The organism is Methylacidimicrobium sp. B4 (genome assembly GCF_017310545.1).
Lineage (GTDB): Bacteria > Verrucomicrobiota > Verrucomicrobiia > Methylacidiphilales > Methylacidiphilaceae > Methylacidimicrobium.
This window is the reverse complement of record NZ_CP066203.1, coordinates 1,045,669-1,058,493: the sequence shown is the minus strand read 5'-3', so window position 1 is coordinate 1,058,493 and position 12,825 is coordinate 1,045,669. Positions and strand designations below refer to the sequence as shown.

The window sequence follows — 12,825 nt, the reverse complement described above, 5'->3', positions numbered from 1 at the left end:
GTCTCGCGTTGAGAGTCGCCATGAGTTCCACGCTGCGATCCGCCGCCGGCCAGCCTTCCTCCGAGCTTGGGCCCTTCCCGCTCTCGCTTCTAGCAGTGGAGCAGAGGACTCTGGCGAACGGGCTCACCGTGCTGGTCAATCGGGACCTGCGCGTGCCGGTCGTCTCCCTCCAGTGCTGGTGTGCGACCGGGAGCCTCCATGAGGGACGGTGGATCGGCTCGGGGATCTCTCATCTCCTGGAGCATCTTCTGTTCAAAGGGACGGCGACGCGGACCGGGGTCCAGATGGTCCAGGAGATCCAGGACCTCGGCGGCCATTTCAATGCCTACACGACCTACGAGCGGACCGTCTACCATATCGATCTTCCTGCCGAATCCTGGCGGCAGGCCCTGCCGATCCTCGCGGACGCCGTGCTCCATCCGGCGATTGCTCCGGAGGAGTTCGATCGGGAAAAGGATGTGATCCGACGGGAGTTCGCCATGGTGGAGGACGATCCCGAGACCCAGCTCTTCCAGGCAGCTTTCGAGACCGCCTTCCTGCGGCATCCCATGCGCTTTCCGATCATTGGGCAGATCGATCTATTCAATGCCCTGACCTGTGACGATGTCGTTGCCTATCATCGGGAGCGCTATGTCCCCCAGAATCTCTTCCTCATCGCCTCCGGTGCGGTGGAGCCGGAGGAGGTCTTCTCGGTCGCGGAATCGTGCATGGGCAGCGAACCTCGGCGATTCCTCACGGATCTCCCGCTGCCTGCAGAGCCGCAGCAAGTCGCCGCTCGCTACGCGCGCAAGACGTTTGCCAGCGAGCTAGCCCGGATTTCCATCCTCTATCCGGTTCCCGGATTCGGCCACCCGGATTCGGCCGCCCTTCGCGTTCTCGCCTTGCTGCTGGGCGAGGCCCGGAGCTCGATCTTGCATCAAAAGCTGGTCGAGAGCGAGAGCTTGGCCGAAGAGGTGGAGACGTTTGCGTTTGCTGGACCCGAAGTCGGGGCGTTCGGTGTGGAGGCGCGGTGTGCACCCGAGCGGTTGGAAGCCCTGGCGGCTCGGATTCGCGAGGAAGTCGCCGCGATCGGGCAGGCGCCGCCCTCGGAAGCCGACTTGACCTTGGCGCGCCGGTTGACGCTCGCGCGATCGATCTCCGAGCTCAAGACCATGGCGGGCAAGGCCGAAGCGGTGGGCTCGGGCTGGCTCGTGGCCCGGGATCCCTACTTGAAGGAGACCTTCTTGCGTCTCCTGCTCGGAGTGAGTGGCGAGGACGTTCAGCGGGTAGCCCGCCGCTATCTCTTGCCCCACAAGGAGAATCGAGTCGATCTGGTTCCCGTCGGCTTTCGGCTTCCGGCGCGTAGATCGTCCGCAGCAACGGGTCGCGGAGGAAAGGCGGTCCCCTCCTTGACGAAGGTGGGCGGTGGATTGCGGATGATTTCCCTGGAAAACAACCTCCCTCTCCAGTTCTTCCGGGCCGCGTTTGGCGGCGGGCTCCTCTCCGAGCCGAAGGGGAAGGAGGGCATCTGCTTCCTGGCTGCGCAGCTTCTCCTCAAGGGGACCCGGAGCCGAACGGCCGCCACGATCGCCCGGGAGGTGGAGGAGCTCGGCGGCTCGGTCGCGGCCGATGCGGGAAATAATTCCGCCGGCCTTTCGCTGGAGGTCTTGAGCGACCAGTGGGCTCCGGCGCTCAAGCTCTTCCTCGAGATGCTGCTTGAGCCCGCCTGCCGTGAAGAGGAGCTGGCGATCGAAAAGCGGAAGCAGCTTTCGCTGCTCCAGGCCGAACGGGACGATCCGCTCTCCCTCGCTCGCAACCTTGTCCGGCGGACTCTGTACGGAACCCATCCCTATGGGGGCACCATCCTGGGGACGGAGGAGAGCCTGGCATCCCTCTGCGTGGCCGACGTGGAACATTTCATCGCCACGGTGCTTCAGACCAATCGGCTGATCCTCGCGGGAGCGGGGCCGGTGGATCCGAGGGAGTGGCAGCCCTTCGTCGTTCCGGAGCTCGCTTCCCGGTTCGGAGAAGCGGCCGGGCTCTCCTTCCCTCCTCTGCCTCCTCTTCCCTCACGGCCCGTGCGGGCCGAAGAGCGGGCTCCCGGCAAGGAGCAAGCGATCGTAGAGATCGCCTTCCCGATCCCGGAGCTGGTCCATCCCGATCAACTGCCTCTGGCGGTGGTGGGGGAGGCTCTGTCGGATCTGGGTACCCGGCTCTTTGTCCGCGTGCGTGACGAGCTGGGATTGGCCTACTTCGTGAGTGCTTCGCGCTTCCTCGGGCGTCAGGCCGGATATTTCTACTTCTATGCGGGGACCGCTCCCGGCAAGGAGCAAGAGGTCGAGCGGGTGCTGCTGGAGGAGGTCTTCCGGCTTGCCCAGGAAGGATTTTCGGAAGGAGAGTTCGTTCGAGCCCGAGCGAAGCTGATCAGCGAGGAGACGATGTCTTGGCAGAATCCCGCCTCGGTGGTGACGAGCTCGGCGCTCCACGAGCTTCTGGGCTTGGGCTGGGATTACGACGAGCGGAGGCTCCTCCGCTTGAAGGCGATGTCCCTGGACGAGGTCAACCGCGTTCTTCGGACCTATTTTCAAAGCCAGGGGTATGTGATTGGGGTCGTTCGTCCGTAAGTTTGCAGAAAGTGGTTGTGGCTCGCCCGAAAAGAACGTTTGGTTGCCTATGCATGATTCTCTTTCGGATACAGAAGTTCAGGCCCGTTTCGCGCGCCACCTGCAGATGCAGATCGAGCATGTGCTCATGCTGCTGGGACGCATTCCACTCCCGGGCATGGAGGCGATGGAGCCGCGGCTTCCAGAGGCACGGGAGCTCATCGATCATTTGGAAGCGCTCGAAGTGAAGACGCGCGGGAACCTCCAGCCGAACGAGCAGGCGTTTCTCACGGGTGCGCTTACCGAGCTTCGGCTGGCCTACGTAGAGGCGAGCCGGAACCGTGGAAGAGTGTCGTCCGCTCCGCGCTCCACGTCGGAGACCGCTGGCGCCGGAGCGGCGGAGCCGGCGCAGGCCCCCGTGATCGGGCCTTCGCAACCAGAGCCCTCGACCGAAGGAGACAAGCGGAAGTTTTTCAAGAGCTACGGGTGAAACCAAACCGAATCGACCCTTTGCGACAGGAAAGGGGTGTGTGAGCTCTCAGGATAGCTTCCGGCGTTCCGTCCATTATTTGCGGATTTCGGTGACGGATCGCTGCAACGAGCGCTGTCTCTACTGCTTCCCGCGGGAGTTTTCCGGCTGGAGGCAACAGGAGGACCTTCTCAGCTACGAGGAGATCCTTGCGACCGTGGCGGTCGCCGTCGATCTCGGGTTTACCGATTTTCGCATCACGGGCGGAGAGCCCCTGGTCCGGCCAGGAGTGCCCGATCTCGTGCGCGAGATCGTACGCACCCCGGGTGTCCGGAGTGTCAAGCTTTCGACCAACGGGACTCGTCTGGCGGGCTTGGCGGTCCCGCTGCGGGAAGCGGGGCTTGCGGGAATCAACATCAGCCTGGATGCACTCGACCCGAAGCGGTACTACGAGATCACCGGAGGCTATCTCGCCCCGGTGCTCGAGGGAATCGAGGCCATCCGCCGGCTCGGCTTTCCGTCGATCAAGCTCAACACGGTCCTCTTGCGCCATCGCAACGAAGACCAGATCGACCCGTTGCTCGCCTTTGCGGCAGAACGGCAGCTCATTCTCCGGTTCATCGAGCTCATGCCAGTGACTTCCCGGGAAGTGCTCCGGCCGGAGAACTTCCTTCCCGCATCCGAGGTGCGCCGGAAGCTGGAGAGCCAAGACCGGCTCGAGCCGGTCGAAGGGTCCCTGGGCTTCGGTCCCGCGCGCTACTTCCGGATGGAGAGGCGGGGAGTGACGGTGGGCTTCATCGGCGCGCTGAGCGACCTCCACTTTTGCGAGCAGTGCAACAAGATGCGCCTGACGGCCGATGGGAGGCTTCGCCCCTGCCTGGGGAACCAGATGGAAGTCGATCTGCGCCCCTTCCTGCGCCCGGCGATCGACCGGGAGGGGCTGCGAGCGGCCTTTCTCGACACACTCCGGCGCAAGCCGCTCGAGCACTCCTTCCGGGACTACTACGAGCCCGAGCGAGCGATGACCGCCTTGGGAGGATGAGATGGGTGGCGAGGCCAGAACGGTTCGCCTTCTGCTCTTTGCGCAGGCCAGGGAGCTCCTGGGCTTCCGGGAGCGCTCCATCGTTGTCGATCCCGAAGAGACGCCGCACCAGCTCCTCGAAAGGATCTCTCCCGGATTTTTTGAAAAGATCCTTGGGGCCCGGGTGAGCCTCGATCTCGAATATTGCTCCTGGGACTGCCCGATCGGGGAGGCCGAGGAGCTGGCGGTGATTCCGCCGGTAAGCGGGGGGTGAATCGTGGGCATCTCGATTTCGCTGATCGACGAGCCCATCGAGCGCCCGTCGATCCCCTTCCCCTTGGACGGCTCTTCGGGAGCAGTCGTCGAATTTTTCGGGATCGTCCGTGGCCGGGAAGGGGGCGAGCCGATTGCCGCGCTCGACTATGAGGCTTACCGCGCGATGGCTCAGAAGGAGCTCGAGCGGATCGCGGAGGAGGTGTCCGATCGTGGAGTCTGCCACGACCTTGTCCTGATTCATCGGCTTGGCACCGTTCCGGTCGGAGAGCCCTCTCTCTACCTGCGCGTCGCCGCCGAAAGGCGCGGGAGTGCCTTCCGGATCGCCGAAGAGGTCATTCAGAGGCTCAAGGCGGACGTTCCCATCTGGAAGGCCGCCGTTCCTTCCCGTCCCGAGAAGGTCAGCCCCTCGACCGTTGCCGAGCGGCCCTCCTAACGAGAGGGGGAGTGGCTCCTCGCTGAATTGAGTGGGTAAGGGGAGAGCGGATTTTGGTTAAGGGATGGCAAGAAGCGGGGTTCTTGCCATCGGTCTTCGACGGATTTATTGGGAGAAAGGAGGCCGTCAAGGGCACTTCGACTTCGTCGATCCTCCTTGACAGCGGATGGCCAGACCGGGCTGCCTGGTGGATGCTTGCGGGATGGACGCAAACAAGCTTGTCGCTGCGGCGCTGCAACTGGGTTCGGAAGGGAAGGTGAGCCGGAGTGAGCCTTCTGCGAAGGAGCATACTCTGAAGATCTGGCTCGAGTTTTGAGCAAGGTCATCGGTTCGCCTCTCCGGAATGTCGAAGAGCTTCCCCCGTACACGACACGGTGGAGAAGCGGTGGAGGCACATGAACTTCTGGCAGTATCGGACCGAGTGGCTCGCTCGGGTGCCTCGGATCGACTGTCCGGAGCATGGAGTTCGGCTGGTGGAGGTTCCTTGGGCCAGGGCGGGGAGCGGGTTTACTCTCATGAGGGAGGCGGTCATTTGGATGCTTTCCCGGGAGATGTCGGTTTCCGCGATGGCGGAGATGCTCAAGGAGCAAGAACCCCGGCTCTGGCGGGTCTTGGGGCATTCCGTGGAAAAGGCCTACCGACGCGAGGACTGGAGCGAGGTCAAGAAGATCCTGGCGGATGAGACCAGTAGCAAGCGGGGCCACCGTTCCGTGACGGTCGTTACCGATGCGGAGAGCCGGAAGCGGCTCTTCCTTGCCGAGGGGAGAGGAAAGGAGGCTCTGGAGGCCTTCGCCAAGGAGAGGAAGGAACAGAATGCCGATCCGGGGCAGATCGAAGCGATCTGCATGGATATGAGCCCCTCTTCCATCTCTGGAGCCCGGGAGTTTTTTCCGAAGGCGGAGAGGATTTTCGATCCTTTCCCTCTCATGCCGATGGCGGGAGAGGCGGTCGACCAGGTGCGCAAGGAGTTCGGGCGTCAAGGGTTGCTGCCGAAAGGAAGCCTCTGGGCGCTCCGAGGTAACGAATGGACGCGAAGCGAGGAGCAGAAGGGTCTGCGGAGCTCCCTTTGCGCCGCCTATCCTCGATTGGGAAGAGCCATTGGGTTGCGGGGGGCTCTCCAAGAGATCCTCTCCCAGGAGGATCCCCAAGAGCTCCGCTGGTGGTTCCGGTGGGCGGATCGCAGTCGGCTTGCCCCCTTCCGAAGACTCTCCAAAACCATCAAAGAGCATCTGGGGGGAATCATCGCCTTTCTCCAGAGCCGGATCACCAACGGAACCATCGACGCGATCAACGGGCTGATCCAGCTGGCCAAAAGAATGGCCAGAGGCTTTCGAAGCTTTCGCTACCTGAGAATTGCCGCGTTCCTCAAAGCCGGAAAGTTGCGGCTCGATCTTCCCGCTCTACCCACTTGAATCAGCGAAGAGGCATATTTCGACAACTACCTGCGCTGGTTCCACGTCGCCGGCATCGGAACAGTCTCCACACCCCGCGCTTGCCTCGATGCCGCGATCGGGTCGCAACGCCGGGTCGTCCTGCCGATCTAACCCGAATTGAGTCTTTTGAATGCGCATTCGTTTTGGTTACGACATGACCTATCGGACGCCGAAGCCGACGCCGATGATCGGGATGTTGCACGTCCATCATTCCCTGGTCGGACAGCTTGAGGAGCCGGATGTCCTTCGGGTCGAGCCGCAGGTTCCGGTTTCGACCTATCACGACAGTTTCGGCAATTTTGTTTTTCGTCTCGTCGCGCCGACCGGCGACATCAGGTTTCACGCCGACGCGGTGATTCATGTCTCCGGCGCGACTGATCCGGTCGGCCTGGACGCGGTCGAGCATCCGATCCAGAATCTGCCCGACGAGACGATCCAGTTCCTGCTCGGCAGCCGCTATTGCGACACCGACCTTCTGTCCGACGAGGCGTGGAGATTGTTCGAACATGCGCTCCCCGGCTGGGCCAGGGTGCAGGCGATCTGCGATCATGTTTACAATCGCCTGAAATTCGACTATCTGGATTGCGCCGCGACGCGCACCGCGGCGCAGGCCAATCAAAAATGTGTCGGTGTCTGCCGCGACTTTGCTCATCTCGCCATCGCCTTCTGCCGCTGCATGAACATTCCGTCGCGCTATTGCGTGGGCTATATCAGCGACGTCGGCCTGCCGCCGCCGTATGAAGCGCAGGATTTCTGTGCCTGGATGGAGGTCTTTCTCGGCGGCCGATGGTGGGCGTTCGATCCGCGCAACAACGGCTTGCGCGTCGGCCGCATCCTGATGGCGCGCGGCCGCGACGCTGCCGACGTGCCGCTGGTCCATTCGTTCGGCCCCCATGTCTTGAAGAGTTTCAAGGTCTGGGTGGACGAGTTGCCAGGGTAAGGGGGAGAACTTGGCGTTTGGCGCCCGGTGGACGGAGGTGGGGACAAAAGCTGGTGAACCCAATACGGTCTTTCCTGATCCCGTCGCGACCGACTCTGCGTGAGCCAACGCGGACCTTGGACCGAGATCGGCGCGACATTCGGGTGAATGTCCATTGATTGGCGGACGGCGCCAAACGCTCCGCGATGTCGAGCGTCGCGCGAAACGACCGCGGCGCTCGTCAGTTTTCAACGCGGCGCAACAGGTTCGCGTCGGTAGCTGATCACTGACAAATCCAGACATAGCCGATGAGGCTCGAACGCCAGCAAGCGCCGACGCCATAGGGTCCACCAGTGGCCGCCCGCCACAACGGCGCGGTGACCGACGCCCACGCCACGATGACCGCCGAAACCGCGTCCGCCGCCGCGTCGCGCTGATTCGAAATTTGAGGTAACGGCCGCAGCCCCAACTGCGTCGGTGCTTGCGAGGCCATGGCGCGGAAGAAACTGGGCAACGACTGTGCGCGCAAGCTCAAGGCACGGCTGGGCGATTTGGGCGCGGCGCAGACGGTGGCCGAGCTGGTGGCCGGCAACCCGCACCCGCTGACCGGGGATCGGGCTGGCGAGTATGCCGTGAGCCGTTCCGGCGGTTAGCGGATGACCTTTTCGCCGACCAACGATCCGGCGCCCCGCTCGCGGGGAAAGAGATGCCCGAAGCCCAGGTAGCCTATGTCGCCGGGCGGATCTGCAGAGACCCGAAGCATCGCGCTCGTATCGGCCTGGAGGTAAGGCAGGCGGTGGAAGAGAGTGACATTTCAGTCCCAGAGGTCGTAGAATCTCCGGTGCGAGATTTGCTCCGCTCGCGCGGCGGGGGGGCTTGAGGGAGAGGGTGGGCCCGGGTTGTCCAGGGAGAGTCGGGAACTGGGCTCTGTTGCAGGGAGGGCGAAGGAATGAAGCTACTTGCTTACGGAATCATTGCGGGATCGTGCTCGTTAGGCCCGCTCAGCATGGGTTACTTCGACGGTAAGCCATTTTACTACTACCAAGCTGGCCCGGTCGGATTTGGCACGATCGGCCAGGAGCCGATCGACGTCTTCCGGAACGACCAGCCGGTTATCCGGAACTTCTCGATCACGGGTTACGACGACGAAGAAGAGGATGAATAGCCGGTAGAAGGCAGGGCGAGGCGCACGGTAGCTTGCCCCCGTTCCTTACGGAGTATCGTTCGAAGAAAGGCGAAGCGGTTGGTCAGTCATTCACGCTTCTGACTCTCGACCGGAGCCGGAGCTGACTCCTCGTCCCGCTATGCAGCGGGATCGAATTTCAACTGGCTGAAAAGCTTCTTAGCCTCGTCGGGGCTCCGAATCCCGTTCATTCGACAGGCGCGACCAAAGCCTGCGTCGTTCCCATTGGAACCATACGCTAGACCAAACTGGCACACCTCCTCGGGAAGCTCGACCACCTCTCCTTTGGGGAGCAGATACTCCTTGTCGTGATGCGAAAACTGGAAATCTCGGTCTGTCGGATTCGTCACGCGCAGCGTAGGCTGCTTGGCATCCGTGCCTTGCGGGGAGACATTGCCGGCTGGATTCTTGATCCGTAGATCGTCTGGCAGAAAACTCTGCTTGCCGCCGCCCATGACTTCCGGCAGAGGGCTCTTGAGGTCGCGTTTAGACAGAATCTCACCGCCCCCAGATTCCGGAAAGAGCGGCGGGTTCCCAGTGATAGCCATCGAAGTCTCCTTGTTTGTTATCTGTCCGTATAACGGGTACTACCCATGCTAAAAGCACCCACCTCTGTCAAGGACATTCTTGATCCATCGCCGTATCGATTCGGCGCGAGGGGGGAGAGGCACAGAGTCAGATATTCGCTGCCGGGTCCTCGCGCAAGGAAGGCCGATTCGGAAGAGCGATCGCCGCTTGGGCGAGCTTCGTCAATCGTTCCAGGCACTCGGCGGGCGAGAGCTGGTGGGTGGGGAGCTCGAGCTCGGCATTCTCGGGAACCTCGTAGGGGGAGTCGACTCCCGTGAATTCCGGGATCTCCCCGCGCTCGGCCCGGGCGTAGAGAGCCTTTGGATCGCGCGCCCGGCAGACTTCGAGGGGAGCATGAACGAAGATCTCGCGGAAGGGGATGCCTGCGGCTTCAGCGATCTCGCGCGCCTTCCGGCGGTCGGCCCGAAACGGAGAGATCAAGGCGACGATCGCTACCAGGCCCGCGTCGGCGAGAACGCGAGCGGCCTCCGCGGCTCTCCGGATGTTTTCCCGCCGGTCTTGGGCGCTGAACCCCAGGTCGCTGGAGAGTCCGTGGCGCAGGTTGTCCCCGTCGAGGACGTAGGCCCAGATTCCGCGGCGGAAGAGCTGGGCTTCCAACTGGATCGCCAGCGTCGATTTGCCCGCGCCGGAGAGGCCGGTGAACCAGAGGATGGCACCCCGATGGCCGAGGGCGCGCGCTCGTTCGTTCCGGTCGATCTCTCCTTCGGTCCAGAAAAGCGGGCTGCTCTGATGAACCGGAGGCAGGGAGGCTCTTGGGTAGCGTGCGCCCAGGACGATGCCTCCGCCGAGGATCCGCCCATCCTTAGCCAGGATGAATCGCCCGGTCTGGGCGATCTCGGACGCATTGTCGAAGGCGAGCGGCCGCTGGGTGCGGACGAGCACCTCCGCGATCTCGTTGGCCTCTACCCCCGGTTTGCAGGAATCTTGGACGGAGAGGGTTTCCGCGTCGATGACCCGGTCGACTTCCGTGACGCGCGCTCCGACCGACTGGGTCATCAGGCGCAGCTCGTACGTTTCGCCGAGGCGGAGTGGGTCGGGTCCGAGCCAGAACATCTTGGCGGGAAATTCGCGCGCCTCGATCGGCCCATGGTCGAGGGAGCTTGCGATCATTCCTCGTTCGACGAAGATCTCCTCTTCGAGGATCAGTGCGGTCGATCGACCCGCGGAAGCCTCCCGCGGGGTCGATTCCGGAGGCCACTCCGCAAAGGAGCGCAGGCGGGCGCGCTTGCGGCCGGGCCAGAAAAGAAGCTCTTCTCCCACGCGGAGCGTTCCGGTTTCCAGCCGCCCAGCCACCAGGCGGTCCGCTCCCCGGCGATAGACATCCTGCACCGCGAAGCGGAGCGGTAGCGCATCGAGGCGAGAAGGGGAAGGAACAGAATCGAGCGCCTCGAGGAGAGCCCCTCCTCCGAACCAGGGCATTCGGGCACTCGGCTGGACGATGTTCTCTCCCTCCCGCGCCGATAGCGGGAGAGAGGTCGGTTCCGGGAGTCCGAGCTCCGCGAAGAGAGCGGTCAGAGAATCCGAGATCTCCCGGTAGCGGTCTTCGGAATAGTCCACCAAGTCCATCTTGTTGACGGCAGCGAGGATGTGGCGGATACCGAGGATCGGGAGGAGCATCGCGTGCCGCCGCGTCTGCTCGCGAACCCCTTCCCGGGCATCGACGACGAGGACGGCCGCCTGCGCTCGTGCTGCCCCGGAGAGCATATTCTTCAGGAACTCCTTGTGGCCGGGGGCATCGATGATCGCATACCGCCGCCTTTCCGTCCGAAACCGGATCTCGGTGGTATCGATGGTCACGTTCTGAGCCTGTTCCTCGAGAAGGGAATCGAGCAAGAACGCATGCTCGAAGGGCACCCCTTCGGCCGCGGCGGCCCGGGCGAGCTCTTCGGCCTTGCCTTCTGGGACCGAGCCCGTATCGAAGAGCAGGCGGCCGATCAAAGTCGATTTTCCATGGTCTACGTGGCCGATCACGACGATCGGCAGAACTTCTTCCGAGGCAGAAAAATGCATGACAGTTCGCTCCTTCTTCTCCTTATAGGAATCCTTTGGCGCGGAGCTTTTGCATGGCGTTTCGCTCGTGATGATCCTGCGCCCGCCCGGCCCGCTCGGGGGTGCGCGTCGCGTAGAGCTCGGCGATGATCTCGTCCACCGTCGATGCGGCACTGGGTACCGGGTGCGTGATCGGCTGGCAGCCGATCGAGCGGAAACGCTTGCCCTCCCGCGCGAAGTAGAGAGGCGGAATGGGGATCTTTTCCCGTCGAATGTAGAGCCAGATATCGTATTCGGTCCAGTCGAGGAGCGGTTGCACCCGGACATGGCCGCCCGCGCCCTTCGGGGGAAGCGCAAACTGGTTCCAGAATTCCGGCGGCTGGTTCTTGTAGTTCCACTCTCCTTCAGAAGAGCGCGGCGAAAAGTATCGTTCCTTGGCCCGAGTCGGGTCCTCGTCGCGTCGGATGCCTGTGATCAAGGCATCCCATTGGTATTCGGCCAGGGCCTGCTGGAGGGCGACGGTCTTGAGCTCGTGGGTCACCGTCACGGGGTCATGGGTGGCGTAGCCGACCCCACGGGCAATCGCCTCCTCGTTGATCTTCACGATGAGCTGAAGGCCGTAATGCTGCTGCGCCCATGCGCGAAACTCGATCATCTCCGGAAACTCGTACGTGGTGTCGATGTGGAGAACCGGAAACGGGATCCGGCCGCAGAAGGCCTTCTGCGCAAGCCAGAGAAGCACATTCGAGTCTTTCCCCATCGACCAGGGCATCCCGACGCGCTGGAAGGTCCGGTAGGCCTCTCGGAGAAGGAAGATGCTCTGGGATTCAAGCTTGCTCAAATTACTCATGAGTCTATAGACTAACGGGAGATATGAAAAAGCCAAGCGATTTCCAGCGGCATGGCGGTGCTTCCCGTTCTTCCCAACCTGAGGAAAGGCAATCACAGGAAGGAAGGGAGAGCAAGAACGGCGAAAGGGAAGCGGGCGAGACGAGGGCAACGGAAGCGGACCTGGAGGGGCGGAGCGCCGCAGAGCGGCTCCAATGGGCCTTTGCGCGGTTCGGTGACCGGGTGGTGCTGAGCTCGAGCTTCGGCATCCAGGCTGGTGTGCTTCTGCATCTGGCCACGCGGCTGCGGCCGGACATTCCGGTGGTATTCGTCGACACGGGCTATCTCTTTCCCGAAACCTACCGGTATGCCGACCTGCTCACCGAGCGGCTCGGGCTCCGGCTCCACGTGGCTCGAGCTCCCCTTTCCGCCGCTTGGTTCGAGGCCCGCTACGGACGCCTTTGGGAAGAGGGGGTGGAGGGCCTGGATCGGTATAATGAGCTCCGGAAGGTCGAGCCGATGCGCCGGGCGCTGGAGGATCTGGGCGCGGCCTGCTGGCTGGCGGGTTTGCGCCGCTCGCAGGCAAAGACACGGGCGGAGCTGCCGGCTCTCCAGTGGCAAGGGGGGGTCGCCAAGCTCCATCCGATTGTCGATTGGAGCGACGAAGAGGTGGAGGCCTATTTCGAGGAGTGGGGGATCCCCCGGCATCCCCTCGCTTCCCGAGGCTATGTCTCGGTAGGCGATGTCCCGACCAGCCGCCCCTGGGAGGAGGGGATGCTGCCGGAAGAGACCCGCTTTTTCGGGTGGAAGCGCGAGTGTGGCCTCCATTCCCGTCCGGGGAGCACATCGGCGTCGTAAGACGTTGATTCGCTGGCCAATGCATCGCTTCGGCGACTCCCACCATCAGCCGGAAGGAGCCGCGGGGGAAGGAGGGATGGCACCGAAAGGGCAAAACACTCTGGAAATGCCCCTCTGCCTGCGGAGCACCCCACCATGGCCTCGGGAGCAATGCCCGGGAAACCCGGCGAAGCAGAAGAGATTGCGGGCACCGGCTGGCACCCGTTGGCGGCTGGATCCACCAGGAAAAGCGGCGAGCCCGAAGCC

General features: G+C 63.1%; 13 protein-coding genes. 10 read left to right on the top strand and 3 right to left on the bottom strand.

Annotated elements, in window-relative coordinates; genetic code table 11:
* Positions 1 to 20 precede the first annotated feature (20 nt).
* From MacB4_RS05135 to MacB4_RS05095, 9 genes are all read left to right on the top strand, one after another.
* Positions 21 to 2,603, top strand: a complete 2,583-nt coding sequence (locus MacB4_RS05135; RefSeq protein WP_206864766.1) for a pitrilysin family protein — start codon at positions 21 to 23, stop codon at positions 2,601 to 2,603.
* A 49-nt stretch (positions 2,604 to 2,652) separates the two neighbouring features.
* Positions 2,653 to 3,072 carry a DUF1844 domain-containing protein gene (locus MacB4_RS05130; protein ID WP_206864765.1) on the top strand — a complete coding sequence of 140 codons (420 nt, stop codon included), beginning with the start codon at positions 2,653 to 2,655 and terminating at the stop codon, positions 3,070 to 3,072.
* 40 nt (positions 3,073 to 3,112) lie between these two features.
* Positions 3,113 to 4,093, top strand: a complete 981-nt coding sequence (gene moaA, locus MacB4_RS05125; RefSeq protein ID WP_206864764.1) for a GTP 3',8-cyclase MoaA — start codon at positions 3,113 to 3,115, stop codon at positions 4,091 to 4,093.
* Between the two features lies 1 nt (position 4,094).
* Positions 4,095 to 4,346 (top strand): MoaD/ThiS family protein, encoded by a 252-nt coding sequence (locus MacB4_RS05120; protein WP_206864763.1) that lies wholly within the window; start codon positions 4,095 to 4,097, stop codon positions 4,344 to 4,346.
* Positions 4,347 to 4,349: 3 nt separating this feature from the next.
* Positions 4,350 to 4,781 (top strand): molybdenum cofactor biosynthesis protein MoaE, encoded by a 432-nt coding sequence (locus MacB4_RS05115; RefSeq protein WP_206864762.1) that lies wholly within the window; start codon positions 4,350 to 4,352, stop codon positions 4,779 to 4,781.
* A gap of 374 nt (positions 4,782 to 5,155) precedes the next feature.
* Positions 5,156 to 6,193, top strand: coding sequence for an ISL3 family transposase (locus tag MacB4_RS05110; RefSeq protein WP_242529347.1), 1,038 nt, complete (start codon positions 5,156 to 5,158; stop codon positions 6,191 to 6,193).
* A gap of 151 nt (positions 6,194 to 6,344) precedes the next feature.
* The gene (locus MacB4_RS05105; RefSeq protein ID WP_206864761.1) at positions 6,345 to 7,154 is read left to right on the top strand and encodes a transglutaminase family protein; all 810 of its coding nucleotides are present in this window, start codon (positions 6,345 to 6,347) and stop codon (positions 7,152 to 7,154) included.
* Between the two features lie 470 nt (positions 7,155 to 7,624).
* Positions 7,625 to 7,786, top strand: a complete 162-nt coding sequence (locus MacB4_RS05100) for a hypothetical protein (RefSeq protein WP_206864760.1) — start codon at positions 7,625 to 7,627, stop codon at positions 7,784 to 7,786.
* A gap of 296 nt (positions 7,787 to 8,082) precedes the next feature.
* Complete coding sequence (locus MacB4_RS05095) at positions 8,083 to 8,298, top strand: hypothetical protein (RefSeq protein ID WP_206864759.1); 216 nt, start codon at positions 8,083 to 8,085, stop codon at positions 8,296 to 8,298.
* A 137-nt stretch (positions 8,299 to 8,435) separates the two neighbouring features.
* On the opposite strand, the gene MacB4_RS05090 is transcribed toward MacB4_RS05095, so the two are convergent.
* The 3 genes from MacB4_RS05090 to cysD form a co-directional block, all read right to left on the bottom strand.
* Positions 8,436 to 8,864: a hypothetical protein gene (locus MacB4_RS05090; protein ID WP_206864758.1), complete on the bottom strand. Its 429-nt coding sequence runs from the start codon at positions 8,862 to 8,864 to the stop codon at positions 8,436 to 8,438.
* Between the two features lie 127 nt (positions 8,865 to 8,991).
* Positions 8,992 to 10,914, bottom strand: a complete 1,923-nt coding sequence (gene cysC, locus MacB4_RS05085; RefSeq protein WP_206864757.1) for an adenylyl-sulfate kinase — start codon at positions 10,912 to 10,914, stop codon at positions 8,992 to 8,994.
* A gap of 22 nt (positions 10,915 to 10,936) precedes the next feature.
* Complete coding sequence (gene cysD / locus MacB4_RS05080) at positions 10,937 to 11,743, bottom strand: sulfate adenylyltransferase subunit CysD (RefSeq protein ID WP_206864756.1); 807 nt, start codon at positions 11,741 to 11,743, stop codon at positions 10,937 to 10,939.
* A 23-nt stretch (positions 11,744 to 11,766) separates the two neighbouring features.
* Between cysD and MacB4_RS05075 the strand changes: the two genes are divergently transcribed.
* Entirely contained in the window at positions 11,767 to 12,579 is an 813-nt protein-coding gene (locus MacB4_RS05075) for a phosphoadenylyl-sulfate reductase (RefSeq protein ID WP_206864755.1), read from the top strand.
* The last annotated feature ends 246 nt before the right edge of the window (positions 12,580 to 12,825 follow it).

Bases quoted from the DNA above. Each gene is read 5' to 3' on its own strand.
- MacB4_RS05135 (WP_206864766.1), top strand. From the start codon at position 21: ATGAGTTCCACGCTGCGATCCGCCGCCGGCCAGCCTTCCTCCGAGCTT.
- MacB4_RS05130 (WP_206864765.1), top strand. From the start codon at position 2,653: ATGCATGATTCTCTTTCGGATACAGAAGTTCAGGCCCGTTTCGCGCGC.
- MacB4_RS05120 (WP_206864763.1), top strand. From the start codon at position 4,095: ATGGGTGGCGAGGCCAGAACGGTTCGCCTTCTGCTCTTTGCGCAGGCC.
- MacB4_RS05105 (WP_206864761.1), top strand. From the start codon at position 6,345: ATGCGCATTCGTTTTGGTTACGACATGACCTATCGGACGCCGAAGCCG.
- MacB4_RS05100 (WP_206864760.1), top strand. From the start codon at position 7,625: ATGGCGCGGAAGAAACTGGGCAACGACTGTGCGCGCAAGCTCAAGGCA.
- MacB4_RS05095 (WP_206864759.1), top strand. From the start codon at position 8,083: ATGAAGCTACTTGCTTACGGAATCATTGCGGGATCGTGCTCGTTAGGC.
- MacB4_RS05090 (WP_206864758.1), bottom strand. From the start codon at position 8,864: ATGGCTATCACTGGGAACCCGCCGCTCTTTCCGGAATCTGGGGGCGGT.
- cysC (WP_206864757.1), bottom strand. From the start codon at position 10,914: ATGCATTTTTCTGCCTCGGAAGAAGTTCTGCCGATCGTCGTGATCGGC.
- cysD (WP_206864756.1), bottom strand. From the start codon at position 11,743: ATGAGTAATTTGAGCAAGCTTGAATCCCAGAGCATCTTCCTTCTCCGA.
- MacB4_RS05075 (WP_206864755.1), top strand. From the start codon at position 11,767: ATGAAAAAGCCAAGCGATTTCCAGCGGCATGGCGGTGCTTCCCGTTCT.